Source organism: Kitasatospora sp. NPDC059722 (assembly GCF_042733235.1).
GTDB lineage: Bacteria > Actinomycetota > Actinomycetes > Streptomycetales > Streptomycetaceae > Kitasatospora.
Map to the genome: position 1 here is coordinate 73,881 of NZ_JBHWGD010000005.1, position 26,795 is coordinate 100,675.

The following is a 26,795-nucleotide window of genomic DNA, read 5'->3' on the forward strand; positions in this document are numbered from 1 at the left end:
GTTCGTGGGCCCCCACTGGGGGTGGCGGTCGCGGGCCTCGCGGGGTGTCGGTGCGGGGGGGGGGGCGGCCCCGGGGGGCACCCCGGGGCCCCGCCCCTCACGCGGACCGCCAGTGGGAAGCGTCAGCAGGGGCCGTCGTCGGCCCAGACGCCCCACTGGCCGCTGGCGGTCGGCACCTCGTTCAGCGTCCACCACTTGGCGTGGTAGTCGTGCCCGTTGTACGAGACCTTGTTGCCCGCGGTGTACGTCGTGCTCGCGCTCCACGCGGGGAGGGTGCAGGCCCCCGGGGTTGTGGGCGGAGTCGTCGGGGGAGTGGTCGGCGGCGTGCTCGGGGGAGTGGTGGGCGGCGTCGCGCCGGCGAACTTCACGGTGTACTTGGTGAAGTCCCAGTCGCCCTGCGCCACGCTGGAGCAGGAGCCGGACAGCCCCGGGTCCACCGGGCCCTGGCACTGGCGGTCGCGGTTGACCGACCAGAAGGTGTAGCGGGCCAGGTTGTGCGCGGTCGCGAAGTCCAGCACGGTCTGGAAGTCCGCCTGGCGGAAGTACTCGGCGGCGTCGGTGCGGCCGTTCATCATCGACACGCCCTCGTGGGCGTACGCGGTGGCCTCGGACCAGCCGAAGGTGTTCTGCAGGATCTGGTTGAACTTCACCAGCGCGTCGGTCTGGGCGGCGGCGCCGTTGAACCCGCCGTCGAACGGCATGATCGAGAAGTTGTTCGGCGTGAAGCCCTGGGACTTGGCCTCGCCCAGCATCTGGGTGCCGAACCAGCCGGTGCCCGCGTTGGTGCCGGCCGTGGTGATCGACACGTACAGGCCGGGGTTGTTCTGCTGGAGGATGCGGGCGGCGCCGATCTCGTTGTGGATGGCGGCCGTGTTCTCGTACTCCGGCTCCTCCAGGTCGAAGTCGATCGCCTTGAGCTGGTACTTGGTGACGACCTGCTGGTAGCCGGCGGCGGTCGCCTCCGGCGTGCCGCAGACCTGGCCGAGCTTGGTGCCGCCGTAGCCGCCGACCGACACCGAGACGTCCCCGCCCTTGTCGCGGATCGTCCGGATCACCGAGGGCATCGCCGTGTCGGAGTCGATGGCGGAGGTCCCGCCCCAGGCGGGGGCGCAGCTGTTGCCCTGCGCGAGGATGAAGGCCAGCTGGAAGGCCTTCTGCCCGGTGGCGTCCATCACCGCGGCGGCGTCCGGCGGACTGTTGTCCTCGGGCATCAGGTAGGGCGCCGAGGCGTACCAGTTGCTGCCCAGGCCGGTGACGGCGGTGGTGGTGGTGTCGGCGGACGCGGAGCCGGAGGCGGTGACGGCGGCGACGCCGCCCGCGACCAGGCCGAGCACACCGGCGACGGCGACGGCGGCCCGGCGCGAGGCCCGGCGGGCGCTGCGGCCCGCGCGGTGGGTACGGGGCTCGTGGGCCTCGGGGGCTCTATGGGGCGCGGCGTGTGGGGGAAGAGCGCGTTCCATCGGAAGCCTTTCCAGGAAACGGCAGGGGGAAGTGGCCCGTCCGCGCCGGACGTGGGGGTGGGCGCGCGGGCCGAACGGTCCGTCGGCACGGGGTCGTCGCCGAGGACTGTCACTGGTATAGACCTGTTCCGGAAGGGTGGTCAACCCCCAAACGGTCAAGTCGATCCCGCGTGGCCACGCCCCGTCGGCACTAGAGTTGACGAGTGGCCAAGGAGATCTCGAACCGGGTGGACGGGCAGGTGCGCGCGGGCACCATCGTCCAGGCGCACACCATCGAGCACCTGTGCGTGCACGCGCCGCCGGCCGAGCCGGACTCGCCCGTCCAACTTCCCCCGCCGCCCGTGCACTTCGCGGACCGGACCGTCGAGCAGGACCTCGTCCTGGCCGCCGTCGCGGGCGGTCACGGCGGACCGGCAGCCGACGGACCGGCCGACGGCCCCCTGGTGGTGTGCGTCAGCGGCATGGGGGGCATCGGCAAGACCGAACTCGGCTTCCGCCTCGCCCGCGAACTCCGGCGCCTCGGCCGCTGCCCCGACGGCGTGTTCCACGTCGACCTGAACGACCTGCGGCGGGACGGCGCCGTCGAGGTGGCCGACGCGCTCGGCGGCCTCTGCCGCTCCCTCGGCCGCGGCGACGCCCTGCCGGCCGGCTTCGCCGAGCGGCGCCGCGAGTACTGGGCGGCCACCCAGGACAAGCGGCTGGCTCTCGTGATCGACAACGCCCAGAGCGGCGCGGAGATCCGTCCGCTGCTGCCCTCCTCCGGTGCCGCGGTCGTGATCGTCACCAGCCACGCCCGCCTGGCCGACCTGGACGGCACGCGATCCGTCGACCTGCCGCTGGGCCCGCTCTCCGGCGAGGACGCCACCGGCCTGTTGCGCGCCGCCGTCCAGGACCCCCGGCTCGTGGACGACCCGCAGGCCGCCGCCGAACTGGCCGGGTGCTGCGCGGGCCTGCCCGCCGCGATCCTGGTGGCCGGGCGGCTGCTGCGCAAGCGCCGCAACCGGGATCTGCGGCGACTGATCGACGAACTCACCGCCGGACTCCGCGAGGAGGGCGTCCCCGTGGTCGAAGCGGTCTGGAACGCCGCCTACGCGCGTCTGGGGCCCGCCGCGGCCCGGCTGTACCGGGCCCTGCCGCACCACCCCGGCCCGGTGGTCACCGTCCCGGTCGCCGCCGCGCTGCTCGGCTCCGGGCTGGACCGGGCCGAGGACGCGGTCGACGAGCTGGAGGAGGCCGGCCTGCTGCTGCGCCGACCCGGGGGCCTCGGCATGCACGACCTGCTGCGCGGTCACGCGCTCCGCCGGGCCGACGCGGGTGCGGGCGCGGGCGCCGACGCGGGTGCGGATGCGGGAGCGGGCGTGGACGCCCCGGGCGACGTCCGGCGCAGACTGGTGCGCTGGCTGCGCCGCCAGGCGGCCAGGGCGGACCTCCTCGCCGCGGGCAGCCGGCTCACCGTCTCGGGCCCGGCGCCGGAGGAGCCCGGCCTGGCCGACGTCCCGGACCTGGAGTTCACCGACAAGCACGCGGCCATGCACTGGCTGGAGCGCGAGCACCTCTCCCTGTTCGGCTGCGTGCGGATCGCCCACGAGGACGGGCTGGACGACGACGCCGTCGCGCTGTGCGAACCGCTCTGGACGCACTTCCTCGACCACCAGCACTACGCCGACGTCATCGACGCGTTCCGCCACGGTCTGGCCTCCGCCCAGCGGGCGGACTCCACCGCCGGGATCGTCCGGATGCACTGCCAACTCGCCCGTCCGCTCTGGGAACAGGGCCGGTACCCGGAGGCGCGGCAGGAGGTCGAGGCCGCGATCCGGCGCGGCCGGCTGCTCGGGGAGCGGGACGACGAACGGAAGTTGTACGCCTCGGCGATCGAGTTCCGCGGCAAGCTGGCCTCCGTCCAGGGGAACTGGGCCGTCGCCGTGCCCGACTTCGAGGCCGCGCGCGAGGTGCACCGGGCGATCGGCAACGAGTACGGTGCGATGCTCCAGACCTACCTGATCGGCCGTGGGGCCGTGGCGATGGGCGAACTCGACCGCGCCGTGGAGCTGTTGAGCGACGCGCACGAGACCGCGCTGCGGCTCGGCCGGGACCGGATGTCCTCGCGCACCGGTTTCGAACTGGGCGTGGCGCTGAGGCGGACCGGCCGCCGCGAGGAGGCCGCGCGTCTGTACGAGGCCGCCCTCGCCGGGGCCCGGGCGCGCAGGTCGGCGGCGGACGAACTGCGGGTGCTGGAGACGCTGGTGGCCTTCTGCGAGGAGGGCGGCGACGCTGCCCGCGCCGAGGGCTATCGCGCAGAGGTGGCGGAGATCGCGGGCCATCAGGCGGGGTGAGCCAGCTCGGCCTCGGTGGCGGGCGTCAGGTCGACGCGGTAGTCCGTGTCGCCGATCCGGGCGGTGAGCGTGCTGGGGAGCGCGAGCGGGTGGGCGCCCAGCCAGGCGTGGACGGCGGAGAGGGCGGCGGCCGGGTCGGTCAGGCGGATCCGGGTGCCGGCCCGGGCGGGACCGATGCGGAGGGTGAACGGCTCCGCGCCGTCGCGTCGGACGAGACAGGCGGCGGGGGAGAGGACGACGGCCGCGGTGCGGCAGCCCGGGTACTCGTCGAGCACCTCCGCCGTCCGGTCGGCGGCCGTCCGGTACTCCTGGTGCCAGTTCGTGTGGTGCTGGTTCGGAGAGGGCTTGTTCGTCCGGGGCTGGTCCGAGGAACCGTTTCCGCATCGCTGGTAGATCAGCGCGGCGCTCTGGAGCTGGCGCACGCCGGCCCGCCCGTACTCGGCGGCGCGGTGGTGGAGCGGCAGGTCGGTCCACGGCGGCAGCCGTTCGACCGTGACGCGCCGCCCCTCGGTGACGGCCCGGACGGCGAACGCGGCCGGGGCGTGCGGCGCCGTACGGGCCGGTCCCGGCACGGGAAGCGGGCGCGACCGGACGGGGTACGGAGAGGGGGAGAGCCCGAGCAATTTGTAGAGCTCCGCGCGGAGCGTCTCCAGGGACTCCCCGGTGAGGGCGAAGGCCTGCTCGGCGAAGCGGCGGGTGCGCGCAGGCTCGGCCGAGGCCAGCGCGACGGCTGCGGTGTCAAGGTCCAAGTGTGGTACGGAGGAGAGCAGTTCGGCCATCGGGCTGCCCGGGATGAGCTCGCTCGCGCCGACGCACCCGGCCACGACGGGCCGGTCCAGGGCGGCCGCGTACAACGCTACCGACCCGTGGTCGGAGACGACGACGTCGCACGCGACCAGCAGTGCCGCCCACTCCTCGTACGGCGCCGCCAGGACCAGGCCGGCGTCCAGGGCGGGCCGCAGCTGCCGGACCAGATCGAAGGCGCCCGTGCGGCTGTACTCGTTGGGGTGCACGATCAGCGCCAGCTGGTAGGCGTCGTGCGGAAGCCGGGCCGCCAACGACGCGGGCAGCCCCGGGCGGCGGGCCAGGAGGGACTCCGGGCCCCAGGTGGACGACAGCACGACCAACCGCCGTGCCCCGGTGCCGAGTGCGGCGCGGATGGCATCGCGGCGGTCCAGCGATTCGAGGATCCGGTCGAGGGTCGGGTCCCCCGCCACGATGGCGTGGCCGCGGGCGGAGGGGAGCTGAGCGGCCAGGCGCTCGACCTGAGAGGGGTGGGCGAGGGCGTGCAGCGTCGCGGTCGGCCGGCCGTCGCTGAGCAGGAACGCCGGATCGAGGCCGGACGGCAGCACGGGCGAGCCTTCGTCCGGCAGCGCCTTGTTGAATCCCGCGCCGTGCGGGAGCAGCACCTGGTGGCCGCGCAGGTCGCCGAGTCCGCCCTTGGGACTGGCCGTCAGGATCAGGTCGTGCTCCGCGGCCCTGGCCTCGGACCACGGGAGGCAGCGGGCTCCGACGGCGTCGACGGCCGCGAGCGCGTCGGTGTCGAACTCCGAACCGGGAACGAGGGTGAACCGGCAGCGGACCCGGTCGTCACCCTCGAAGACGGGCAGTAGATCCAGCAGCCGGTGCAGTGCGGCCGCCGACCGTGCGGCGAACAGCACCCGCGCCGGCGCCGGCCCCACCGCCGAGGCTGGCTGGCTGGCTGGCTGGCTGGCTGGCTGGCTGGCTGGCTGGCTGGCTGGCTGGCTGGCTGGCTGGCTGGCTGGTCGACCGTGCGGTACCACACCGCAGCACCCCCGTCGAGGGTGCCCGGGCACCGGCTCGGTAGGAGAGTGGCGGTCCTGCGGAGGCATAGGGGCGATGGTAGCCGCCCGTGCGGCACGGCGGGCCGTGACCCGGGGCGTCAGTGGGAGGTCCGGGTGGGCGGCGGTGGGATCGGCCCGGAGGACTTGAGGGTCCGCAGGACGGGCGTGGACTCCAGGGCGGTGATCTCGGGGAGCGCCGCGAGGTGACGGGTGAGGTAGCGGTGCAGGTCGGCCGGGTCGGTGCAGAGGACGGTGGCGACGAGGTTGGTCCGGCCCGTCGTCGCGGCGATGAAGGCCAGCTCGCGGTGACCGGTGAGCGCGAGGGCGACGCGGTCCAGGTGTGCGGGGGCGACGGTCATCCACAGGAGCGCGTGCAGGCCGGCGCCGTGCAGGCGGGGGTCCAGCTCGACGTCGAGGAAGACGCTGCCGTCCGCGCGGAGTTCGGCGAGGCGGCGGGCGACCGTCGCCGGGGTGCGGCCGGTGGCGGCCGCGAGCTCGCCGAGGGCGGTGCGGCCGTCGTGGTGGAGCACGGTCAGCAGAGCCCGGTCGGCCGCATCGAGGAACGGCGGAGTGCCTGGGACGGCTTCAGGGGCGGGTCCCGAAACGGGCGGGCGCAGCAGTTCCTGCTGCTCCTCGCTGAGCGTGCAGGCCCCGCCCGGCCAGACGGTGGGGCCGCCGCGGTATGTGTGCAGCAGGCAGTGGGCGGAGACGGCCGTGACGGTGGCCGTGCGCGGGACGTCGCCCAGCAGCAGGGCGTGGCCGTCGTCGCCGGGCGTGGTCTCGACGACGGCGGTGATCTCGGTGCCGCCGGAGGTGAGGTGCACCCAGGCCGTGTCGCCGCGCCGCACCAGGGCCCGGGCGACGCTCTGGGCGGCGTGCGGAGCGGCGGTGAGGCGCAGCAACCACTGCGTGCGCCCGGCCCGGTGCGGGTCGGCGAGCCCGACGACCCGCAGGCCTGCCTCGGCGCGCAGTCGCCGGTAGCGGCGGGCGACGGTCTGCGGCGAGACACCGAGTACCGCGGCGATGCGGCTGAACGGGGCGCGGCCGTCGATCCGCAGGGCGTGGACGAGTGCGCGGTCGAGCTCATCGAGCATGCGTGGGTTCCAGGGGTTCGGCGGCCGGTTCCGGAGCGGCCTCCGATTCTGCCGGGCTCGACCCCGGGCTTCGGACCGCGTCCGGCCCGTCGACTGCGTCCGGGCTTCCGACCGCGTCCGGCCCGTCGACCGCCTCCGGACCGCTGACCGCCTCCGGGCCGCGGCCCGTTCGCATCGCCCGCCCGGCCACCGCGACCAGGGCCAGCGCGGCGAGGCCCGCCCAGCAGGCCCGCTGCGCCCCGGCGGTGTCCGCCGACGCGAGGTAAATCCGGCCGAGCGCGGCGACGCCGAGGGTGGTGCCGAGTTGCTGGACGGCGTTGAGGAGTCCGGCGGCGGAGCCGATCTCCTGCGGCCGTAGCGGATGCAGGGCGGCGGTGAAGAACGACGGCGTGAACAGGCCCTGCCCGACGCCGACGACCGCGAGCGCGCACGGCAGCAGCGCCGGGTGGCCGCCCGCGCCGAACGCCCCGGCGGTCATCAGGACGCCCGCCGCCATGACCGCGAGCCCGGCGCTGCGCACCCGCGAGCCGTACCGGCCGACCAGGTACGCGCCGGCGCACCAGGACGCCGCGGCCATCCCGGCCGAGCACGGCAGGAGCGTCAGCCCGGCGGTCAACGCGTCTGCGCCGGAGCCGACTTGCAGCTGGAGCACGACGACGAGCGTGAGCCCGGTGCCGGCCCCGAAGAACAGCGCGGAGCACACCAGCGCGGCCGGGAAGCGGGCGGACGCGAAGAGGCTGGTCTCCACGAGCGTGCCGCGCCCGCGCCGCCCGCCACGGCGCTGGTGGGCGGCGAAGACCACTGCGAGCCCGCACCCGGCGGCGAGCGAGGCGAGCGCCGGACCGTCCGTCAGACCGCCGCCGGAGCGCAGCAGCGGGAGCACGAGCAGAGAGGTGGCGAGCACGGCGAGTGCCGTGCCCGCCGGGTCGAGGCCGGGACGCCGGGGCGCGCGGTCCTCTGCGAGCAGCGGGGCGAGCGCGAGGACGGCGAGCGAGAGCGGCACGTTGACCAGGAAGACCGCGCGCCACGAGGACCCGAACAGGTCGGCGTGCGTGAGCACCCCGCCGAGGACCGGGCCGCACACGGCCGCCAGCCCCATCACCGGGCCGATGCTGCCGAGCGCCCTCGCCGTCTCGTCGCCGCGGAACATCGCCTTGATGAGGCCGATGGTCTGCGGCACGATCAGCGCCGCCGCCGCGCCCTGGACGGCCCGGAAGGCGATCAGCGCTCCGAGGGTGGGCGCGGTGGCGCAGGCCAGGGAGGCCAGCAGGAAGCCGGTGACTCCGATGCGGAACACCCGGCGGCGTCCGGCCCGGTCGCCCAGCCGGGCGCCGGTGAGCAGGAGGACGGCGAACGGCAGGGTGTAGGCGGAGGTCAGCCACGGCACGGCGGAGACCGGGCCGCCGAGCTCGGCGCGCATGCGGGGCGCGGCGACCTGGACGATCGTCGCGTCCAGCAGGTTCATCGCCTCGGCCGTGAGCAGCGCGGCGAGTGCCGCCCAACGGCGGTGGTGCGGTGCGGTGGTGGACAACGGGGCTCCCTCGGAGGGCGGACTGCAACGCCCGCCACCCTGCGGCCGGTGTGCCGCCGGATCCAGCCGGTCGGCCCTCCATCCGCGAAACGTTCCACCGAGGACGCCCCGACCGCAGAAATGTGCCGCGCCCGGCCCGCCGAGCCCATCCTGTCGAGTCCAGCCCACGGAGCCCAGCCCACGGAGCCCAGCCCGCCGGGCTCACGCCTCCGAGAGGACCTCCGCCGCCGGCGCTGACGACGCCGGCGCCGAGGACAGCGCAGCCGAGGACACTGCAGCCGAAGACATTGCAGCGAGCAGGCCGCTCACGGCGGGGGACCACGGCCGGCCGGCCGGTCCGGTGAGCGTCAGGGTGCGGTGGACGGCGGGCCGGATCGGGACGAGGACGCAGCCCGCCGGGATCATCGTCCGCGCGAGCGCGGGAATCACCGAGACGCCGACGCCCGCGTGGACCATGCCGATGAGCGTGTTGAGGTCACGGATCCGGTGCCGCGGGGTGAAGCGGGTGCCGGCCCGGCGGTACGCCTCGCGGATGTGGCGCTCGCAGCCGCCCTCGGAGAGCAGGAAGTCGTCGTCGTCGAGGTCCGCGACGTGGATGGACTCCTGCTCGGCGAGGGGGTGGTCCTGCCGGAGCAGTGCGTGCATGGAGTCCGCGCCGAGGGAGACCGCGCCGGGCGGGAGCGGTCCGGCGTCGACCAGGACGGCGGCGTCGACCGTGCCCGCCTCCAGCCAGACGGCCAGCTCGGCGTCCTCGCCCTCGAAGATCCGGACCGTCACCTGCGGGTGCGCCGCCGCCCAGTCCCGGAGCAGCCCGGGCAGCAGCACCTGGCAGACGGTGGTGGGCGCGGCCAGCCGGACGGTGCCGGTGAGGCCGCCCGAGTGCCGGGTGGCGATGGCGCGGACGGCGGAGGCCGAGGCGACCGCCGTGCGGGCGTGCGGCAGGATCTGCTCGCCCAGCGGGGTCGGCCGGGCGGGGCTGCCGCGGTGCAGGACGGGCGCGCCGAGGGTGCGCTCCAGGGCGGCGACCGCGTGCGAGACGGCGGACTGGGTGATGCCCAGGTCGTCGGCGGCGGCGCCGAAGCCGCCGGTGTCGGCGACCGCGATCAGCGCCCTGAGCTGGGCGAGGTTGACCTCCGAAGCCATGAGACTTCCTCATCCATCCGGCATCGTCACTTGTTGGACTCATGTTCCCCGGCAGGGCCACCCTCTGTCCAGGACGGACGGTCCGGTGCGGACCGCGCGGACCGTCCTGGCGCGGACCGTCCTGGCGCGGACTGTTCTGGAGAGGACCGTCCCGGACTGAGGAGCGGGGAGGACGGACGTGGTCGGAGCGCGGCGCTGGTGGCCGGGGTTCGTGGTGCTGTCGGCGATCTGGGGCGCGAGCTTCGCCCTGATCAAGGTCGCGGTGACGGCGGGGGTGCCGCCGGTCTGGGTGGCGCTGTGGCGCAGCCTGCTCGGGGCGGCCACGCTGTGGGCGATCCTCGTGCTGCGGCGCGAGCGGGTGCCGCGCGAGCGCGTGGTCTGGGGCCACTCGGCGGTGGTCGCGGTGCTGCTCAACACCGTGCCGTTCACGCTCTTCTCGTTCGGCGAGACGAAGGTCAGCTCGGTGCTCGCCGGGGTGCTGAACGCGACCACGCCGCTGTTCACGCTGCTGTTCGCGGCGGCCACGGTGGCCGAGGAGCGCCGCCCGGGGGCGCGCCGGCTGAGCGGTCTCGCGCTCGGCTTCGCCGGTGTGCTGACCGTGCTCGGCGTCTGGCGCGGCATCGGCTCGGGCGAGCTCGCGGGTGGGCTGGCCTGCCTGGGCTCGGCGTGCTGCTACGGCGCGGGCTTCGCCTACCTGCGACGCTTCCTGAGCGGCCGGCCGCACAGCGTCACGGCGCTGTCGGCCGCTCAGATCACCTGCGCCGCGGCCGAGCTGGCCGTCGTGGCGCCGCTCGGCGCGGGCGCGCCGCACTGGCCCGGCGCGGGCGCCGCGGCCGCGCTGCTCGTGCTGGGCGCGGCCGGCACCGGCTTCGCGTACGTGCTCAACCTGGGCCTCGTCCGGGCGGCGGGCACCGCGGTGGCCTCGGCCGTCACCTACGTGACGCCGGTCTGGTCGATGGCGCTGGGCGCGGCCCTCCTCGCCGAGCCCGTCGGCTGGAACGCCGTCGTGGGCGGCGTGGCCGTGATCGCCGCCGTCGTGCTGACCCGGCCCGCGCGGGCGAAGGCACCGGCGGAGAGCCGAACGGAGGCCCCGGAGAAGGCGGGCGCCGAGGCGGCGCACGGCTGACGGACGGACGGCTGACGGACGCACGGCTGACTGGCGGACGGCTGACTGGCGGACGGAAGACATCGGGAACCCCCTTCCCCGGTACGAAGCGGACGGCTGAATTCGTATCCGATCTGACGTTCGGTGTCTACTGAATTACGATCCGTGCCCGCCGCGGGTCTATCGTGGCCGTGTGGTGAGGTCCTGGGATGCAGCGGTGGAACGGGCGCAGGATCGGCTGGCGGCGGGGCCGCGGCTGACGGTGGTGCCCGAGGGGGACGAACGGCGCTTCGCGCTATGGGACTTGGCGTCCCTGGTGGAGGGCGAGCTGGGGGAGCGGGTGGACCCGGACGCCCTCGCGCCGGACGCCGAGCGGCGGTGGCGGGAGCGGCTGGGCGAGAGCGGCCGGGAGTGGCCGGGCGGCGAGCTGTACCGGCGCCGGTACTGGGTGCTGGGCCCGGGCGGCGCGGTCGCCGGGACGGTCGCCGTCGACAACTGGACGCGGGGGCCCGGCCAGCTCGCCGTCTCCTCGCTCTACCTGCGGCCGGAGGCCCGCGGGTGCGGCCTGGCCGCCGGGGTGCTGGCGGACGTGTACGGGGCCGCGGTCGCCGAGGGCCTGCCCGGCTACCGGCTGGAGGCGCACTGGACCTGGCAGCACGCCGTCCGCTACTACCTGCGCCGGGGCCTGTGGGTGGTCGGCTGGAAGCACTCGCTCGCCCTCGCGCGGATGCCCCAACTCCCGCCCTACCGCGTGCGGGAGGAGGACGGGCGGCTGCTCCTGCTGGTGGAGGACGGCGCGCAGGGCTGGGTGCCGCTGCTGGCCGCCGGGCGCGAGGGCCGCTGGCTGCGGCTGGACGAGACGGCCGCCTACCGCGGCACGGACGGCTGGGTGCACGGCTACGCGCGCTCGACGCTCGCTCTGCACCTGGCGCTGGCCGGCCGCCCGCTGGTGCGCGGGCCGCAGTGGTGGGCGGAGGCGTGGCGCTGGGCGGACACCGGCGAGCCGGAGGGGCTCGCGTACAAGATCGAGCACTTCGAGCAGCTGGCCGCGGCGGCGGGCCGACGGGTCGTCACGCCGTACCGCCCGGTCTGTCCCTAGGATCGGGAGTCCAGGGCCGGGGGGCAGAGCCGGGGGTCCAGGGACAGGGGTCCGGGGCCACGGCACTAGGCGGAATCGCGCCCGGGTCCTGCCAGACTCGGACCATGGCTGAGATCGAGATCGACGGCGCCCCCGCCGACGCGGCGCGGGTGGCGGCGCTGGGGCTGCTGAACTACGGGCACTTCACCACCCTGCGCGTCGGGTCCGGCCGGGTCCGGGGCCTCGCGCTGCACCTGGAGCGGCTGGTCCGGGACTGCCGGGCGCTGTTCGGCGCCGAGCTGGACCCGGCCGTCGTGCGCGAGAGGATCCGCGCGGTGCTGCCGCCGGACGGCGCGGAGGCGATCGTCCGGGTCACCGTCTACGACCCGGAGCTCGGCCTGGAGCGTCCGTCCGGGCCGGCCGCGCCGAGCCTGCTGGTCACCACCCGCCCGGCCCCGGCCGCCGCGCCCGGCCCGCTGCGGGTGCGCACGGTCGCGTACGTCCGGGAGGCGCCGGAGGTGAAGCACGTCGGGCTGTTCGGCCTGATCCGCCACCGCCGCAGCGCCCAACTCGCAGGGTTCGACGACGCGTTGCTGGTGGACCCGGCGGGCCGGGTGACCGAGGGCGCCACCTGGAACGTCGGCTTCGTCGACGACGGCGGCCGCGTGGTCTGGCCGCAGGGCCCGAGCCTGCCGGGCGTCACCGCCGCGCTGCTCGCCCGCGCGTACGGCGGGCCGCAGGGGCGCGGGCCGGTGGACGCCGTCGAGGTCGACCGGTTCAAGGCCGCGTTCGCGGTGAACGCGGGCGTCGGCGTCCGCCCGGTGGCGGCGATCGACGGCACGCGGTTCGACGCGGACCACCCCGTCCTCGACGAACTCCGCGCCGCCTACCAGGGGGTGGCGGCCGACCCGGTGTGAGCCGGGGGCGAGGGCGCCTCCGCGACCGGCCCGTCCCCCGACCGGGTGACATCCGGCGGCCCGAACGGGCGCAAAGGGATCACTCGGATGCCCAACCCCCGTTATTGCCCGTGATCGTGATGCCGGATCAGCTACGCTCTCGCCCGCCCCGCCCCACCCGCCGAGCAGAGAGTAGCCCGGAATGACCAGTCCTCCCGCGGCCCCCGCGCCCCGCTGGCCGCTGATCCTCCTGCGCGTCACCTCGACCACGCTGGGCCTGCTGGCCGTCCTCCAGGTCATGCTGGCCGGGAGCTTCCTCAACGGCACCTACGAGTCCCTCAAGGACCACGAGGGCAACGCGATGACGCTGGCCACCGTCGCCGTGCTGCAGCTCGCGGTGGCCGTCCTGGTCCGGTGGCCGGGGCGCGGGCCGCTGTGGCCGCTGTGGAGCACCGCCGTCCTGACGGTGGCCGTCATCGGCCAGATCACCGCCGGCTACGGCCGGGCCCTCGGCGTGCACGTCACGCTCGGCGTCCTGCTGGTCAGCGGCATCCTGTTCGCGCTGGTCGGCGCCTGGCGCGAGCCGCTGCCCGCCCGAGCCGCCGTCGCCGAGCCGGGGCCGGACGGCAGCGGGCGGCTGCCCAGGCCGGGCGGGCCCGTGGAGGTGGCCAAGTGAACCGCCGCCGTTTCCTCGGCATCGGCGCCTCCGTCCTCGGCGCGGGCGCGCTGGCCGCCGTCGCGGCCCCCTCCGCGGCCCGGCTGCTGGCCGAGGGCCGCCCGGGCCGGCTGCTGAGCAGCGGGCTCGAACTGCCGCCGGCGTTCCAGGTGCCGCTGCCGGTGCCGCCGGTGCTCAAGCCGGTCGGCGGCGACGACACGGGCGACCGGTACGAGATCGTCCAGCAGGTCGCCAAGCTGGAGATCCTGCCGGGCGTCAGGACCGAGGCCTGGACGTACGGCGGCAGCTTTCCGGGGCCGACGGTGGTCACCCGCTCCGGCCGGGCGGCGGTGGTCAAGCACCGCAACGAGCTGCCGGTGCCGTCCGTCGTCCACCTCCACGGCGGGCACACGCCTGCCGACAGCGACGGCTACCCGGTCGACCTGCTGCTGCCCGTCGGGTCGAGCGGGAGCGCCGGAGCCGGCGCCATGGCCGGGATGCCCGGCATGGAGCACCACGCGGCGGGGAAGTCCGTCACCGGCGAGCGCGTCCACACCTATCCGGGCCACCAGCGCGCCGCCACCCTCTGGTACCACGACCACCGGATGGGCTTCACCGGCCCGGGCGTCTGGCGCGGCCTGGCCGGCTTCCACCTCGTCCACGACGACGAGGAGGCCGCCCTGCCGCTGCCGCACGGCGACCGCGACCTGCCGCTCATGCTCGCCGACCGCTCCTTCGCCGAGGACGGCTCGTTCCGGTACCCGGCGGTGGGGGCCGACCGGCCCGGGGTCACCGCCGACTACGCGAACGGCGTCCTCGGCGACGTCATCCTCGTCAACGGCGCGCCCTGGCCCCGCCTCGACGTCGACCGGGCGCGCTACCGGCTGCGGTTCCTCAACGCCTCCAACGCCCGCCTCTACCGCCTCGAACTCGACCCCCAGCCGTCCGGCGGCGACGCCCTCGTCCAGATCGGCTCGGACGGCGGCCTGCTGGCGGCGCCCGTCGCCCACGACGCGCTGGAGATCGCCCCCGCCGAGCGCTTCGACGTCGTCGTCGACTTCTCCCGCTACCCGCCCGGCACCGCCGTGCGCCTGCTGAACCGGTTCGGCAGCGGCCGGACCGCCGAGGTCATGCGCTTCGACGTCTCCTCCCGGCAGGTCTCCGACGACGCGACGGTGCCCGAGCGGCTGTCCACGATCGAGGAGCTCGACGCCTCCGCCGCCGCGACCACCCGCGACTTCACCTTCCGGCGCAGCCGCGGCGACGGCTGGACGATCAACGGGGACCCGTACGAGCCGGGCCGCTCCGTCGCGGCCCCGGCCCTCGGCGCCACCGAGATCTGGCGCTTCTCCACCGACCTGCACCACCCCGTCCACGTGCACCTCAACCACTTCCAGGTGCTGTCGCGCAACGGCAAGGAGCCGGGGCCGTACGACGCCGGGTGGAAGGACACCGTCGACCTGCGGCCGGCCGAGGTGATGGAGGTGCTCGTGCGGTTCACCGACTACGCGGGGACGTACATGCTGCACTGCCACAACCTGGAGCACGAGGACATGGCGATGATGGCCGACTTCACCGTGCAGTGACCCACCCTCCGGACTCACCTCCCAAGAACCGTCACCGCTCGGCGACCGGGAGGTGACGTCCGGAAACCGCCCCGGTGAACGGGGACCGGGCATGGCCCCGCCGGAACCGGGGGATCATCCGTTCGGCGCAGCGCCGGAGGGCGCGCGGTGCGCCCTCCGGCGGCCGTCGCCTAGCGTCGCCCGGAGGGGTACCCGCCGAGGCCGACCGAGGAGCCGCGCATGACCACGCCCGCCGAACGCCGCCGCCAGGGCCGGGCCGCCCGCGAGCGGGTCTCCCGCTCCGCCCACGGCCGCTGGATCCCCGCCGCCGACCGGCCCGACCCGGTCGCGGTGCTGGAGCGGCAGGGCGAGGACCGGGTCGCGCGGCTGCTGCCGATCCGCTACGGCCGGATGGCCGCCACCCCCTTCACGTTCCTGCGCGGCGCCGCCGCCGTGATGGCCGCCGACCTCGCGGCCGGGCCCGACACCGGCCTGACCGTCCAGCTCTGCGGCGACGCCCACCTGGTCAACTTCGGCCTGTACGCCTCGCCGGAGCGCGCCCTGCTCTTCGACGTCAACGACTTCGACGAGACGTACCCGGGGCCCTTCGAGTGGGACGTCAAGCGCCTCGCCGCCAGCGTCGCCGTCGCCGCCCGCGACAACGGGCACGACGAGGAGCGCGTGCGCCGCGCCGCGCTGAGCGCCGCCCTGGGCTACGCCGCCGCGCTGCGCCGGCTGGCCGGGCTGCGCGAGCTCGACGTCTGGTACAGCCGGATCGACAGCGCCGACCTGCTGCCGCTGGTGCACCGGGGCAAGCAGCGCCGGCGGGTCGAGGCGGACCTCGCCGCCGCCCGGCGCCGCACCAGCCTGCAGGCCTTCGGCAAGCTCACCGAGGAGCGGGACGGACGGCGGCGCATCGTCAGCGCGCCGCCGCTGATCGAGCCGGTGTCGAAGACCGAACTGCGCTCCGTCGGCAAGGTGTACAGCGACTACCGGGCCACCCTCGCCGAGGACCGCCGGGTCCTGCTCGACCGCTTCCGCTTCGTCGACGCGGCGGTGAAGGTGGTCGGCGTGGGCAGCGTCGGCACCCGCTGCTACGTCGTCCTGCTGGAGGGCCGGGACGGGCGCGACCCGCTGTTCCTCCAGCTCAAGGAGGCCGGGCGCTCGGTGCTGGAGGACCACCTGCCGGCGACGCGGGTGGACGCCGAGGTCGCCGCGCACCACGGCGGGCGGCGCGTCGTCACCGGCCAGCACCTCATGCAGGCGGCGAGCGACATCTTCCTCGGCTGGACCACCGGCCCGGCCGGGCGGCACTTCTACGCCCGCCAGCTGCGCGACATGAAGGGCACGGCGGACGTCGCGGACATGGCCCCGGCCGGCCTGCGCGCCTACGCCGACCTGTGCGGCCGCACCCTCGCCCGCGCCCACGCCCGCACCGGCGACCGGCTCGCCATCGCGGGCTACCTCGGCGCGGCCGACACCTTCGCGGAGGCGATCGCCGACTTCGCGATGCTGTACGCGGACCGCACGAAGCTCGACCACGCGGAACTGGTGGCCGCGATCGGGGAGGGGCGCATCAAGGCGACCCGGGGCGTGTGAGCGCCCGGCCGGGGGCAGGCCCCGCGCTGACCGACCGTCAGCGGCGTTGTCGGTGGCGTGTGCCAGGGTGGCCCCATGTTGGCGATCACGGTGCAGGAGAACGACGGGACACGGCACGTCGGGGCGGGTGCGGACGCCCTCGGCGCGCTGGTCGGGCGGCTGGGCGCGGACGGGGACAACTTCGTCGTCGTCCAGCGGGTGCCCGACCTGCCCGACGTCTACATCCAGGTCTGGCACGCCGAGGGCGGCGATTACTCCCTGGAGCACCGGGACGGCTCCGCCGACCGGCATTACGAGGTCACGCTCGACCGGCCGGAGCCGGTCGTCGCCGCCATGCTCGGCTGGGCGCGCCGCGAGCCCGGCTGGGGCGAGGGGCTGGACTGGAAGCCGCTCGGCACGGGCCCGGCGCCCGAGCCCGTGCCCCCGCTCGACCTGCCGGCCGGCGAGCGCCGCGACCTGGAGGAGCGGCTGCGCCTCACCCTGGCCTGCGGCTACACCACCCGCGCCGCGCTGGCCGAGGAGGCCGAGGAGTACCTGCTCTCCCCGGGCAGCCGTCCGGTCTCCCGCGAGCAGGCCGAGCAGCTGGCCGACCGGCTGTGGCTGGAGCGCGTCGGCGAGCAGACCGGCTGGGTCGGCGAGACGGACCCGGAACGCCTCGCCCGCGCCTTCGCCGCCCTGGACGCCGAGGGCATCACGGCCCGCGAGCACTTCACCTGCTGCCGCACCTGCGGCGAGGCCGAGATCGGCGCCGAGGGCGCGTCCGACGCCCGGGGCTACGTCTACTTCCACACCCAGTGCACGGAGTCGGCCGCCCGCGGCCACGGCCTCTCGCTCCTCTACGGCGGCTTCGACGGCTCCCGGCTCACCACGACCGCCGTCGGCCACGAGGTGGTGGCCGCCCTCGCGGACGCCGGCCTGCCGGCCGTGTGGAACGGCGACGCCGCCCGTGCGATCGAGATACGCCCGCTGACCTGGCGCAAACGACTGGTGGGCTGACCGGTGGGCGACGACGCCGAGGCCCCGGCCGATGGGCGGTTCGTCGTGGTGACGGTGACGGTGGCGCGGTCGGCCGGTGGCGCGGTGGTCGAGCGGGTGATGGACCACTGGGCGGCCGCGATCGGCGGGACCGAGTGGTGGGCGGGCAACGAATGGTGCGTTACGGAACCAGCAGGCGCAGGGCGTTCGGGACGGCGGTGACCTCGACCGGCAGCGGGGCGATGAACTCGCCGTCGGCGTAGGACGTGATGCCGGGGGACTCGATCCGCAGGGACGGGGTGCGGTGGGTCTCCACCTCGGGGTGGTGCACGTGGGTGCCCTTGAAGACCGTCGGGAAGAAGCGGGCGATCCGCAGCCGGGGCATCGCGGCGACGAGGGTGACGTCGAGCAGGCCGTCGTCGGGGAGTGCGGCGGGGCAGATGAGCATGCCGCCGCCGTAGCTGCGGGTGTTGCCGACGGCGGCCAGGGTGAGGTCGCGCTCGATGACGGTGCCGTCGGCGAGGGTGATGCGGAAGGGCAGCGGGCGCAGGTTGGCGAACTCGGCGAGGATGGCGAGGTTGTAGCGCATCCGGCCGCGCGGCCAGCGCAGGCGGTTGGTGCGGTCGCTGACCAGGGAGTCGAAGCCGGTGGCGAGGACGGAGCCGAACCAGTGGGCCGTCCCGTCCGGGCCGGTGATCCGGCCGAGGTCGACGGTGCGGGTCCGCCCGGCGGCGATGACGTCGGCGGCGGCCTCGGGGGCGTCGCGCGGCAGGTCGTACTCGCGGGCGTGGTCGTTGCCGGTGCCCGCGGGGACGACCCCGAGCGGGACGGCGGTGCCGGCGACGGCCTGGAGCGCGAGGTTGACCATGCCGTCCCCGCCGACCACGGCGAGCGCGTCGGCCCCGCCCGCGACGGCCTCGCGGGCGAGGCGGGCGGCGTCCTCGGCGTCGCGCCCGGAGTGGCGCTCGACCTCGACGCCGAGCGCCCGCAGCCGGGCGACGGCCCGCTCGGCGGCGGGCGCGGCGTGTCCCGCGCCCGCCGCCGGGTTGGCCAGCAGCGCGACGGTTCTCGGCGCGCGCGCCGTCACGGGATCAGCTTGCCCGGGTTGAGGATGCCCGCCGGGTCGAGCTCGGCCTTGACCGCGCGCAGGATCCGCACGCCCAACTCGCCGATCTCCTCGGTCATCCAGGGCCGGTGGTCGGCGCCGACGGCGTGGTGGTGGGTGATGGTGCCGCCCGCCGCGACGATCGCGTCGCAGGCCGCGTGCTTGGCGGCGCCCCACCGGGTGAGGGGGTCCTCGCCGAGGGCGGCGACGACGGTGAAGTAGAGCGAGGCGCCGGTCGGGTAGACGTGCGAGATGTGGCAGAGCACGAGCGCGCCGGGCAGCGCGGTGGTGAGCGCCTCGGTGACGGCGCTCCGCAGCCGCGGCAGGCGGCTCCAGTTCGTCGCCGTCTCCAGGGTCTCGCAGAGCGCGCCGGCGCCGAGCAGGGAGTCCCGCAGGTAGGGGGCGTTGAAGCGGCCGTGCTCCCAGGCGCGGGCGGGGGCCTCGCCGAGCGAGGTGCCGCCGGCCGCGAGGAGCACCTCGCGGGTGAGCCGGTGCCGGGCGGCGACCTGCTCCGCGGTGCCCTCGAAGACGGTGACGGCGAGGCAGCCGCTGACCGCGGGCGAGCCGCCGATCTGCTCGGTCATGGCCAGGTTGACCATGGTCTCGGCCTCGTCGGAGAGCCGGATGACGGTCGGTCCGGTGCCCTGCTGCTCGACGGCGCGCAGGGCGGCGGCGCCGGTCGCGAAGTCGGGGAAGCTCCAGGCCTCGTAGGCCTTGACGGCGGGCAGCGGGTGCACGCGGACCCGGACGGCGGTGATGATGCCGAGGGCGCCCTCCGAGCCGAGGAAGAGCTCGCGCAGGTCGGGGCCGGCGGCGGAGGCCGGGGCGCGGCCGAGGTCCAGCACGCCGACCGGGGTGACGACGCGCAGCCCGCGCACCATGTCGTCGAAGCGCCCGTGGCCGGCCGAGTCCTGGCCGGAGGAGCGGGTGGCCGCGAAGCCGCCGATGGTCGCGAAGCGGAAGCTCTGCGGGTAGTGGCCGAGTTCGTGGCCGCGCTCGGCGAGCAGCGCCTCCGCGGCCGGGCCGGTGAGGCCGGCGCCGAGGAGGGCCTCGCCCGAGGTCTCGTCGAGGTCGAGCAACTGGTCGAAGCGGCGCAGGTCGAGCGAGACGACGGCGTTCAGCCCGCCGCGCTCGGGGTCGAGGCCGCCGACCACGCTGGTGCCGCCGCCGAACGGCACGACGGCGATGCGGCGTTCGGCGCACAGCGCGAGCAGGGCGGCGATCTCGTCCTCGCTGCCGGGCAGCACGACGGCGTCGGGCGCGTCCTGCGGCTCGCGGCTGCGGCGGCGCAGCAGGTCGGGGGTGGACTTGCCGCCGGCGCGGGGGAGGCGGTCGGCGTCGGCGGCGCTCACGTGCGCCTCGCCGACGGCGGCGGCGATCGCCTTGAGGTCGGCGTCGGTGAGCCGGGAGGGGCGCAGGCGGACCTCGTCGGCGGTGGGGCCGGGCTCGGCGTCGCCGGTGACGCCGAGGGCGGCCGCGAGCAGTCCCTTGATGTCCGCGGACAGCTCCTTGGCGAGGGCCGGGTCGCCCCAGGCGTCCCACTTCATCGGGGGGAGCGGCAGCGCGGCGTCGGCCGGGCCCGCTTGCGTCTCAGGTGCCATGCGTTACAGTTTCACACATCATGTCAAGTAGTAACGCCGGCTCCCCGGCCTCCCAGGACGCCCCGCAGTCGCGCAGCACCGACGACGCGATCCTCGACGCCGCCGCCGAGCTGATCGTCCACCTCGGCGTGCGCCGGACGCAGCTGGCCGAGATCGCCCGCCGCGCCGGGGTCAGCCGGCCGACCGTCTACCGGCGCTGGCCGGACGTGAAGGCGGTGATCGGCGCGCTGCTCACCCGGGAGATCCTGGTGGCCACCCAGGAGGGCGACGTGCTGGACGTGCACGACCGCGAGACCTTCGTCGACCGCGTCGTCGAGGTCGCCGTCCGCCTGCGCGACCACCCGGTGCTCGGGGCCCTGCTGCACTCGGACGACTCCGACCTGCTCCTGGAGTACGTCGTCGAACGGCTCGGCGCCAGCCAGCGCGGCCTCCTGGAGGCGCTGCGCACCGGCATCGAGCAGGGCCAGGCGCACGGCTCGGTCCGGGCCGGCGAGCCGCTCGAACTGGCCGCCATGGTGCTCCTGATCGCCCAGTCCACCGTCCAGTCGCACCGCATGGTCGCCTCCCTGCTCCCCGAGGCGGCCTGGCGGCGCGAACTGGCCCGAGCGTTGAACGGATACCTCGCGCCATGACGCCTCCCTCCACTCCCTCCACGCCGGCCGCGGGCCCCTTCGCGGGGTCGAGCCGGCTCAACGGCATCAGGCGGGCGGTGGAGCTGGACGCGCTCGCCGACCGGCCGCAGGTCGACCTGCTGGTGATCGGCGGCGGCGTCACCGGCGCCGGCGTGGCCCTGGACGCCGCCGCGCGCGGCCTGCGCACGGTCCTCGTCGAGTCCCGCGACCTCGCGTTCGGCACCAGCCGCTGGAGCTCCAAGCTGGTGCATGGCGGCCTGCGCTACCTCGCCTCCGGGCGGATCGGCGTGGCCCGCGAGAGCGCCGTCGAGCGCGGGGTGCTGATGACCCGCACCGCGCCGCACCTCATCCGGGCGCTGCCCCAGCTCGTGCCGCTGCTCCCGGACCTCCTGCGCCCCGGGCAGGGCGCGCTGATCCGCGCCGGCTTCCACGCCGGCGACGCGCTGCGGCTGAGCGCCGGCACGCCGGGCGCGCTGCTGCCCCGGATGCGCCGGATCGACGCCGAGCGGACCCGCCGCCTGGTGCCGGGCGTCCGGACGGCCGGGCTGCGCGGCGCACTCGTCGCGCACGACGGCCAACTCGTGGACGACGCACGGCTGGTGCTCGCGCTGGCCAGGACGGCCGCGCAGTACGGCGCGACGGTGCTGACCCGGGTCCGCGCCGAGGACGTCACCGGCGGCTCGGCCCGGCTGGTCGACACGGTCGGCGGCCACGAACTGACGATCCGCGCCGGCGCCGTGATCAACGCCACCGGCGTGTGGGCGGGCGAGGTGGACCCGTCGATCCGGCTGCGCCCCAGCCGCGGCACCCACGTCCTGGTCGACGCCGCCGCGCTCGGCCACCCGACGGCCGCGCTCACCGTGCCGGTGCCCGGCTCGACCAGCCGCTTCGTCTTCGCACTGCCGCAGCAGCTCGGACGGGTCGCGATCGGCCTCACCGACGAGGACGCGCCGGGCCCGATCCCGGACGAGCCGGTGTCGACGGACGGCGAGATCGGCTTCCTCCTCGACACCGTCAACGCGGCCCTGAGTACCGCGCTGACCAGGGCGGACGTCCGCGGCGCCTACGCCGGGCTGCGCCCGCTGATCGACACCGGGGGCGGGAGCACGGCCGACATCTCCCGCGAGCACGCGGTGCTGGAGTCCCCGTCGGGGATGGTCACGGTGGTCGGCGGCAAGCTCACCACCTACCGGCGGATGGCCGAGGACGCGGTGGACGCCGCCGTCCGCCTGCGCGGCCTCCCGGCGCGGGCGTGCTGGACGGCCCGGCTGCCGCTGGTCGGCGCCCCCGGGCACCGCGACAGCCGCCCGCTCCCGGAGCGCGGTGTGCCCGCCTCGCTGCTCGCCCGCCACGGCGGCGCTGCGGCGGAGGTGCTGGAGGCCGGCGAGCTCACGCCGGTCGCCGAGGGGATCGACGTGACGCGCGCGGAGATCGCCTACGCCGTGACCCACGAGGGCGCGCTGGACGTGGCGGACGTGCTCCACCGCCGGACCAGGATCGGCCTGGTGGCGGAGGACGCGGAGCGGGCGGCGAAGGCCGTCGAGGAGATCCTGACGGAGTGCCAGGAAAGCTGACGGATCGTCAGGATGGCTGGCGGTCGAAGGGCTTGAGGTCCGGCTCGACCCACTCGGTCCGGGCGCGGTCGTCGGTGAGCGTCCCGGGCCGGTAGTGGCGGGCGAGCAGCCCCTTGTCGAACAGGTCGGGGTGGCGGTCGGCGAAGGCGGTGAAGTCCTCGTCGTCGGTGGCGTGTCGAGCGACCAGCTCGACCCAGGCCCGGGTCATCGTCACGTGGAACTTCTGCGGCGCCCCGGCCCGGGTGGCGGTGGCCCGGATGCCGTCGGCGACCAGGGTGAGCGCCGCGGCGCGGCCGTGCCGCCGGACGGCGAGCCAGGTGAGGTGGACGTGCCGGCGGTGGTCGAAGCGCTCGGCGCCGGCCGTCACCTCCTGCATCAGGGCGGTGAACTCGGCCGGTGCGGCGGCGGGTTCGGGCGCCGCCGCCAGTGTGGACGCCGGTATGGACGCGGGTGCGGCGGGAGTGTGCGGGGTGTCGTGCGGGGTCATGCGGAAGCCTTCGTCAGGGCCAGGAGCACGGCGTGGAAGCCGTCCACCTGTGCGGGGGTGAGGTCGCGGAGCGCGCGGTGCTCCAGGCCGGTCACGGTCCGCCGGACGGTGTCGGCGGCCTGCCGGCCGGAGGCGGTGAGCTCGACCAGGACCGAGCGGCGGTCGCCGGCGCGGGCGCCGCGGGTGATGTGGCCGCGCTGCTCCAGGCGGTCGAGCACCCCGGTCAGGGTGGTCGGCCGGGTGCCGACGGCGGCGCCCAGCTCGGAGGCCGTCCGGGCCCGCCCGTCGGAGAGGTTGGCGAGCGCGTTGATCTCGGAGGCGGTGAGGCCGAGGACGGCCAGTTCGGCGGCCAGCAGCTGGAGCGTGGCGTGGGTGGCCCGCTGGAGCGCGAGCAGCGCGGAGGCGCCGGGAGCGCCGTGGGTGTCAGGAGCGTCGTGAGCGTCGAGGGCGCCGGGCTCGGCGGCCTCGGCGGCCTCGGGGGGTTCGGGATCGGACGTCACGTTTTCGGATATTACGGTTCCGTAGTATCCCGGGCAAGCCGGGCGCGCGGCTCAGCGTCCGACCCGCTCCGGCATCGCCCGCGCCGCCCCGGCCAGTTCCAGCACGCACGTGAGCGGATGCTCCGCGACCCCCGTGCGGTCCAGCCGCACGGCGAGCGGCACCGGCGGTTCCTCGGCGAGTTGTCCGGCCAGCGTCAGCGGGTAGGAGCCGTGCCCGTGCACGCGGTGGAACGCGCACTCCTTGCCGTCCACCAGCAGTTCGGTCTCGGTGATCCAGCCGGAGCGGACGTTGACGGTGACCGAGTGGCCGGCCTGGTCGAGGTGGAAGCTGTGCCGCTGGCGCATCGGAACCTCCCGCGCGGTCGCGGGGCGGGGCGCCCCGCCCGCACGGCCAGTGTAGGTCGGCCGCCCCGGCCGGGCCCGTCCGCGTGGAAACCCGGCCCGTCCGCGCGGAAGCCGGGCCGGCCGCGGGAAACCCGGTGGTCGCGGAGCCGCGCGGGCCGCGGCCGGTTCCCGCGCGCGTCCCTGAGAAAAGCCGGGGGTCGGCAGCGACCGCAGGTGGATTCTCGTGATCTCTACAGTGTTGTAGATTCCTCGGCAGGGAGAGATCCGAGGAGGGAATCGTGGGAGTTTCGCTGGCCAAGGGCGGCAACGTCTCGCTGAGCAAGGAGGCGCCCGGTCTGAGCGCCGTGATCATCGGGCTCGGCTGGGACGTCCGGACCACCACCGGTGCGGACTACGACCTGGACGCCAGCGCGCTGCTCTGCAACGCCCTCGGCAAGGTCGTGTCGGACCAGCACTTCGTGTTCTTCAACAACCTGCGCAGCCCGGAGGGTTCGGTCGAGCACAGCGGCGACAACCTGACCGGTGGCGGCGACGGTGACGACGAGCAGATCAAGGTCGACCTGGCCCGGGTGCCCGCCGACGTGGCGAAGGTGGTCTTCCCGGTGTCGATCTACGACGCCGACGCCCGCATGCAGAACTTCGGGCAGGTCCGTAACGCGTTCATCCGCGTCGTCAACCAGGCCAACGGGCAGGAGATCGCCCGCTACGACCTGAGCGAGGACGCCTCCACCGAGACCGCGATGGTCTTCGGCGAGCTGTACCGCAACGGCGGCGAGTGGAAGTTCCGCGCGATAGGCCAGGGCTACGCCTCCGGCCTGCGCGGCATCGCGAGCGACTACGGCGTCAACGTCTGACCGTCCGGCCCGTCTTCACGGGCCCAGGCGGAGTGCCGAGCGGGCCGCGCGACATGCGTGCGGCCCGCTCGTCCGCGTTCGTTCAGGTCCCCGGCCGTGAGCCGAGGGGGCTGCCGCCGAAACCCCCGCTGCCGGTGACCTGTCGGTGCCACCAGTCGGCCATCGCGGGTTCGTCCATGGCCGACCAGTCCGGCGCGTCGACGACCTGCGCCGCGCCGAGCCGGCGGCCCAGGTCCACCAACTCCAGCCCCGCCGTGCCCCGCTCGCGCTCGTAGACGGACAGTGCGGCGGTCCACGAACCATCGGCGCCGCGCACCGCCTCCTCGAAGGCGTGCGCGTCCTGGAGGGCCTTCACCGCGCCACTGGTGTTGTGCGGGCGCACGACCGTGGCGGCGTCGCCGGCGAGCAGCAGGCGCCCGGCCGTGCGCCGCGGGGTCGCGAGGTCGTAGATCGGCTGGAGGAAGGTGCGCTCCGGCGGGGTCAGGGTGACCACGGCGGCCCAGTACGGCGGCAGAGCCCGTTCGGCGAGCTCGGCGAGTTCGCCCGCGCGCCCGGCGTCCAGCGCGCCCGCCGGGATGCTGGTCGGGCCGCTCAGGCGCAGCCAGTCGGGGGTGGGTGCGTAGAAGACCCAGTTCACCTGCGTGGTGCCGGGGTCGACGCCCGGGATGCGGTAGAGCACGACCTGGCCGCCCGGGTAGCAGACCGTCGCGCACTCCTCCTCGGGCCAGGCCCGCGCCCCGCCGGGCAGCTGTTCCAGCAGCGTGGCGTCGTAACTGCCGCGCCAGCACACGTACCCGGCGTACTCGGGTCCCACCTGCGGGCAGACGGCCTCGCGGACCGCCGAGCGGTAGCCGTCCGCGCCGATCACCAGGTCGTACGGCTCGCGGCCCCCGTGGCCGTCGGCCACCCAGGCGCCGACGCCGTCGCCGTTGCCGACCTCCGTCACCGTCGTGCCGAGGCGGAACTCGACGTTGGCGGGCGTCCGTGCGCGCAGGGACTGCCAGAGCACGCCCCAGTGGAACGAGTGGAACTCGAACGGCTGGGTCCACAGCCGCCGTCCGCGCGCGTCGCCGCCCGGCGTGTCGTCGCGGGTGACCCAGCGGCGCAGGGCGAGGCGGTGGCGGCGGACGTCCGCCGGGACGTGCCCGGCGTCGACGAGCTCGGTGAAGCGGGCGTCCTGCATGCAGAGGCCGACGCCGCGGTCCTCCAGCAGGCCCGGACTGCGCTCCAGGACCACGACCTGCTCGGCCCCCTGCCGGGCCGCCGCCCGGGCGAAGGCGCTTCCGGCGATGCTGCCGCCGACCACGGCGATCGAGCCACCCCTCATGTCCGTCCCCTCCTGTGCATCCGATTGCCCGACTGCTTCGAATGATTCGACTGCTCCGGCGTTGCCCGTGCCAGGACGATACCGCCGCGCCATTATGCAACTAGTTGCACATGGCTCCGGGCGTCCCCTACCCTGCGGTAACCAGAGCACCCCCGCCCTCCAGGAGACGTCGATGAGCGCCACGCCCGGCAGCCCCTACCCCCACCTGCTCAGCCCGCTCGACCTCGGCTTCACCACCCTGCCCAACCGCGTGGTGATGGGCTCGATGCACGTCGGCCTGGAGGAGGCCCCCGACGGCTTCGACCGCATGGCCGCCTTCTACGCCGAGCGCGCCCGCGGCGGCGTCGGCCTGATCGTCACCGGCGGCATCGCCCCCAACGAGGCCGGGCGCCCCTGGGAGGGCGGCGCGATGCTCACCACCGAGGAGGAAGCGGACAAGCACCGCGTCGTCACCGACGCCGTGCACGCGGCCGGCGGCAGGATCGCGATGCAGATCCTCCACTTCGGCCGCTACGCCTACCACCGCGACCTCGTCGCCCCCAGCGCGCTCCAGGCGCCGATCAGCCCGTTCGTCCCGAACGCGCTCACCGCCGAGCAGGTCGAGCAGACCGTCGAGGACTTCGTGCGCTGCGCCGAGCTCGCCCGCCGCGCCGGCTACGACGGCGTCGAGATCATGGGCTCCGAGGGCTACCTGATCAACGAGTTCGTCGTCGCGGCCACCAACCGGCGCGAGGACGAGTGGGGCGGGCCGTACGAGCGGCGGATGCGCTTCCCGGTCGAGATCGTCCGCCGGGTCCGCGAGCGGGTCGGCGAGGACTTCATCATCGTCTACCGCCTCTCCATGCTCGACCTCGTGCCCGGCGGCTCCACCCTCGCCGAGGTCGTGCAGCTCGCCCAGGCCGTCGAGGCGGCCGGCGCGAGCATCATCAACACCGGCATCGGCTGGCACGAGGCCCGCATCCCCACCATCGCCACCTCGGTGCCGCGCGGCGGCTTCGCGTGGGTCACCAAGAAGGTGATGGGCTCGGTCGGCATCCCGCTCGTCACCACCAACCGCATCAACACCCCGGAGAGGGGCGGGGCGGCGCGCGCCGCCCGCAGGGGAGCCGGGGCACCGCCGGCGGCCCCGCC

At 75.5% G+C, this 26,795-nt stretch carries 23 protein-coding genes; 12 read left to right on the top strand and 11 right to left on the bottom strand.

Translation table 11 applies throughout. The annotated features are described in order from the left end of the window. Window positions 1-122: 122 nt before the first annotated feature. Entirely contained in the window at window positions 123-1,460 is a 1,338-nt protein-coding gene (locus ACFV4F_RS04705; protein ID WP_380500429.1) for a carbohydrate-binding protein, read from the bottom strand. A 203-nt stretch (window positions 1,461-1,663) separates the two neighbouring features. Between ACFV4F_RS04705 and ACFV4F_RS04710 the strand changes: the two genes are divergently transcribed. Next, window positions 1,664-3,793, top strand: a complete 2,130-nt coding sequence (locus ACFV4F_RS04710; RefSeq protein WP_380500430.1) for an NB-ARC domain-containing protein — start codon at window positions 1,664-1,666, stop codon at window positions 3,791-3,793. On the opposite strand, the gene ACFV4F_RS04715 is transcribed toward ACFV4F_RS04710, so the two are convergent. From ACFV4F_RS04715 to ACFV4F_RS04730, 4 genes are all read right to left on the bottom strand, one after another. After that, a complete protein-coding gene (locus ACFV4F_RS04715) occupies window positions 3,781-5,475 on the bottom strand; it encodes a translation initiation factor 2 (protein ID WP_380500431.1) in 1,695 nt (564 codons plus the stop codon). The two genes, ACFV4F_RS04710 and ACFV4F_RS04715, sit on opposite strands and share 13 nt — an antisense overlap. Window positions 5,476-5,696: 221 nt before the next feature. After that, window positions 5,697-6,692 (bottom strand): Lrp/AsnC family transcriptional regulator, encoded by a 996-nt coding sequence (locus ACFV4F_RS04720; RefSeq protein ID WP_380500432.1) that lies wholly within the window; start codon window positions 6,690-6,692, stop codon window positions 5,697-5,699. Beyond that, window positions 6,682-8,223 carry an MFS transporter gene (locus ACFV4F_RS04725; RefSeq protein ID WP_380500433.1) on the bottom strand — a complete coding sequence of 514 codons (1,542 nt, stop codon included), beginning with the start codon at window positions 8,221-8,223 and terminating at the stop codon, window positions 6,682-6,684. The genes ACFV4F_RS04720 and ACFV4F_RS04725 overlap by 11 nt, the downstream gene beginning before the upstream one ends. Before the next feature lie 201 nt (window positions 8,224-8,424). Then, window positions 8,425-9,366: a LysR family transcriptional regulator gene (locus ACFV4F_RS04730; RefSeq protein ID WP_380500434.1), complete on the bottom strand. Its 942-nt coding sequence runs from the start codon at window positions 9,364-9,366 to the stop codon at window positions 8,425-8,427. A 178-nt stretch (window positions 9,367-9,544) separates the two neighbouring features. On the opposite strand from ACFV4F_RS04730, the gene ACFV4F_RS04735 reads away from it, so the two are divergent. The 7 genes from ACFV4F_RS04735 (at window position 9,545) to ACFV4F_RS04765 (ending at window position 17,260) form a co-directional block, all read left to right on the top strand. Next, entirely contained in the window at window positions 9,545-10,492 is a 948-nt protein-coding gene (locus ACFV4F_RS04735; RefSeq protein WP_380500435.1) for a DMT family transporter, read from the top strand. A 172-nt stretch (window positions 10,493-10,664) separates the two neighbouring features. Next, the gene (locus ACFV4F_RS04740) at window positions 10,665-11,570 is read left to right on the top strand and encodes a GNAT family N-acetyltransferase (protein WP_380436013.1); all 906 of its coding nucleotides are present in this window, start codon (window positions 10,665-10,667) and stop codon (window positions 11,568-11,570) included. 104 nt (window positions 11,571-11,674) lie between these two features. Then, a complete protein-coding gene (locus ACFV4F_RS04745) occupies window positions 11,675-12,466 on the top strand; it encodes an aminotransferase class IV (RefSeq protein ID WP_380500436.1) in 792 nt (263 codons plus the stop codon). Between the two features lie 181 nt (window positions 12,467-12,647). Continuing rightward, window positions 12,648-13,121, top strand: coding sequence for a hypothetical protein (locus ACFV4F_RS04750; RefSeq protein ID WP_380436017.1), 474 nt, complete (start codon window positions 12,648-12,650; stop codon window positions 13,119-13,121). Further along, on the top strand, window positions 13,118-14,686 hold the full coding sequence (locus ACFV4F_RS04755) for a multicopper oxidase family protein (protein WP_380500437.1): 1,569 nt from the start codon (window positions 13,118-13,120) through the stop codon (window positions 14,684-14,686). Before ACFV4F_RS04750 ends, ACFV4F_RS04755 begins: the two co-directional genes overlap by 4 nt. Before the next feature lie 219 nt (window positions 14,687-14,905). Next, window positions 14,906-16,264 carry a DUF2252 domain-containing protein gene (locus ACFV4F_RS04760; protein ID WP_380500438.1) on the top strand — a complete coding sequence of 453 codons (1,359 nt, stop codon included), beginning with the start codon at window positions 14,906-14,908 and terminating at the stop codon, window positions 16,262-16,264. Between the two features lie 75 nt (window positions 16,265-16,339). After that, window positions 16,340-17,260 (top strand): DUF6891 domain-containing protein, encoded by a 921-nt coding sequence (locus tag ACFV4F_RS04765; protein ID WP_380436023.1) that lies wholly within the window; start codon window positions 16,340-16,342, stop codon window positions 17,258-17,260. Between the two features lie 160 nt (window positions 17,261-17,420). Here the strand turns inward: ACFV4F_RS04765 and ACFV4F_RS04770 are convergent, their stop codons facing one another. Further along, a complete protein-coding gene (locus tag ACFV4F_RS04770) occupies window positions 17,421-18,326 on the bottom strand; it encodes a diacylglycerol kinase (protein WP_380436025.1) in 906 nt (301 codons plus the stop codon). Beyond that, window positions 18,323-19,945 (bottom strand): FAD-binding oxidoreductase, encoded by a 1,623-nt coding sequence (locus tag ACFV4F_RS04775; RefSeq protein ID WP_380500439.1) that lies wholly within the window; start codon window positions 19,943-19,945, stop codon window positions 18,323-18,325. Before ACFV4F_RS04775 ends, ACFV4F_RS04770 begins: the two co-directional genes overlap by 4 nt. A gap of 20 nt (window positions 19,946-19,965) precedes the next feature. Here ACFV4F_RS04775 and ACFV4F_RS04780 point away from each other — a divergent pair, with 20 nt between their 5' ends. Next, window positions 19,966-20,577 (top strand): TetR/AcrR family transcriptional regulator, encoded by a 612-nt coding sequence (locus tag ACFV4F_RS04780; protein WP_380500440.1) that lies wholly within the window; start codon window positions 19,966-19,968, stop codon window positions 20,575-20,577. Then, a complete protein-coding gene (locus tag ACFV4F_RS04785) occupies window positions 20,574-22,151 on the top strand; it encodes a glycerol-3-phosphate dehydrogenase/oxidase (protein ID WP_380500441.1) in 1,578 nt (525 codons plus the stop codon). Before ACFV4F_RS04780 ends, ACFV4F_RS04785 begins: the two co-directional genes overlap by 4 nt. 7 nt (window positions 22,152-22,158) lie before the next feature. On the opposite strand, the gene ACFV4F_RS04790 is transcribed toward ACFV4F_RS04785, so the two are convergent. Genes ACFV4F_RS04790 through ACFV4F_RS04800 form a run of 3 tightly spaced genes read right to left on the bottom strand, consistent with a single transcriptional unit; the run spans window position 22,159 to window position 23,483 of the window. Then, the gene (locus ACFV4F_RS04790; RefSeq protein ID WP_380500442.1) at window positions 22,159-22,638 is read right to left on the bottom strand and encodes a hypothetical protein; all 480 of its coding nucleotides are present in this window, start codon (window positions 22,636-22,638) and stop codon (window positions 22,159-22,161) included. Beyond that, entirely contained in the window at window positions 22,635-23,138 is a 504-nt protein-coding gene (locus ACFV4F_RS04795) for a MarR family winged helix-turn-helix transcriptional regulator (RefSeq protein ID WP_380500443.1), read from the bottom strand. The genes ACFV4F_RS04790 and ACFV4F_RS04795 overlap by 4 nt, the downstream gene beginning before the upstream one ends. Before the next feature lie 51 nt (window positions 23,139-23,189). Next, on the bottom strand, window positions 23,190-23,483 hold the full coding sequence (locus ACFV4F_RS04800; protein WP_329930833.1) for a hypothetical protein: 294 nt from the start codon (window positions 23,481-23,483) through the stop codon (window positions 23,190-23,192). A 278-nt stretch (window positions 23,484-23,761) separates the two neighbouring features. Between ACFV4F_RS04800 and ACFV4F_RS04805 the strand changes: the two genes are divergently transcribed. Beyond that, window positions 23,762-24,337: a TerD family protein gene (locus tag ACFV4F_RS04805; protein WP_329930832.1), complete on the top strand. Its 576-nt coding sequence runs from the start codon at window positions 23,762-23,764 to the stop codon at window positions 24,335-24,337. A gap of 82 nt (window positions 24,338-24,419) precedes the next feature. Here ACFV4F_RS04805 and ACFV4F_RS04810 read toward each other — a convergent pair whose 3' ends face one another. Continuing rightward, window positions 24,420-25,664 carry a monooxygenase gene (locus ACFV4F_RS04810; protein WP_380500444.1) on the bottom strand — a complete coding sequence of 415 codons (1,245 nt, stop codon included), beginning with the start codon at window positions 25,662-25,664 and terminating at the stop codon, window positions 24,420-24,422. Window positions 25,665-25,836: 172 nt separating this feature from the next. On the opposite strand from ACFV4F_RS04810, the gene ACFV4F_RS04815 reads away from it, so the two are divergent. After that, on the top strand, window positions 25,837-26,795 hold a 959-nt coding region (locus ACFV4F_RS04815), incomplete at its 3' end, for a 2,4-dienoyl-CoA reductase FMN-binding domain-containing protein (protein ID WP_380500445.1).

What these genes read in the sequence shown, in the direction of transcription:
- ACFV4F_RS04705 (WP_380500429.1), bottom strand. Translation starts at nt 1,460, where the DNA reads ATGGAACGCGCTCTTCCCCCACACGCCGCGCCCCATAGAGCCCCCGAG.
- ACFV4F_RS04720 (WP_380500432.1), bottom strand. Translation starts at nt 6,692, where the DNA reads ATGCTCGATGAGCTCGACCGCGCACTCGTCCACGCCCTGCGGATCGAC.
- ACFV4F_RS04730 (WP_380500434.1), bottom strand. Translation starts at nt 9,366, where the DNA reads ATGGCTTCGGAGGTCAACCTCGCCCAGCTCAGGGCGCTGATCGCGGTC.
- ACFV4F_RS04745 (WP_380500436.1), top strand. Translation starts at nt 11,675, where the DNA reads ATGGCTGAGATCGAGATCGACGGCGCCCCCGCCGACGCGGCGCGGGTG.
- ACFV4F_RS04750 (WP_380436017.1), top strand. Translation starts at nt 12,648, where the DNA reads ATGACCAGTCCTCCCGCGGCCCCCGCGCCCCGCTGGCCGCTGATCCTC.
- ACFV4F_RS04760 (WP_380500438.1), top strand. Translation starts at nt 14,906, where the DNA reads ATGACCACGCCCGCCGAACGCCGCCGCCAGGGCCGGGCCGCCCGCGAG.
- ACFV4F_RS04765 (WP_380436023.1), top strand. Translation starts at nt 16,340, where the DNA reads ATGTTGGCGATCACGGTGCAGGAGAACGACGGGACACGGCACGTCGGG.
- ACFV4F_RS04775 (WP_380500439.1), bottom strand. Translation starts at nt 19,945, where the DNA reads ATGGCACCTGAGACGCAAGCGGGCCCGGCCGACGCCGCGCTGCCGCTC.
- ACFV4F_RS04780 (WP_380500440.1), top strand. Translation starts at nt 19,966, where the DNA reads ATGTCAAGTAGTAACGCCGGCTCCCCGGCCTCCCAGGACGCCCCGCAG.
- ACFV4F_RS04785 (WP_380500441.1), top strand. Translation starts at nt 20,574, where the DNA reads ATGACGCCTCCCTCCACTCCCTCCACGCCGGCCGCGGGCCCCTTCGCG.
- ACFV4F_RS04790 (WP_380500442.1), bottom strand. Translation starts at nt 22,638, where the DNA reads ATGACCCCGCACGACACCCCGCACACTCCCGCCGCACCCGCGTCCATA.
- ACFV4F_RS04800 (WP_329930833.1), bottom strand. Translation starts at nt 23,483, where the DNA reads ATGCGCCAGCGGCACAGCTTCCACCTCGACCAGGCCGGCCACTCGGTC.
- ACFV4F_RS04810 (WP_380500444.1), bottom strand. Translation starts at nt 25,664, where the DNA reads ATGAGGGGTGGCTCGATCGCCGTGGTCGGCGGCAGCATCGCCGGAAGC.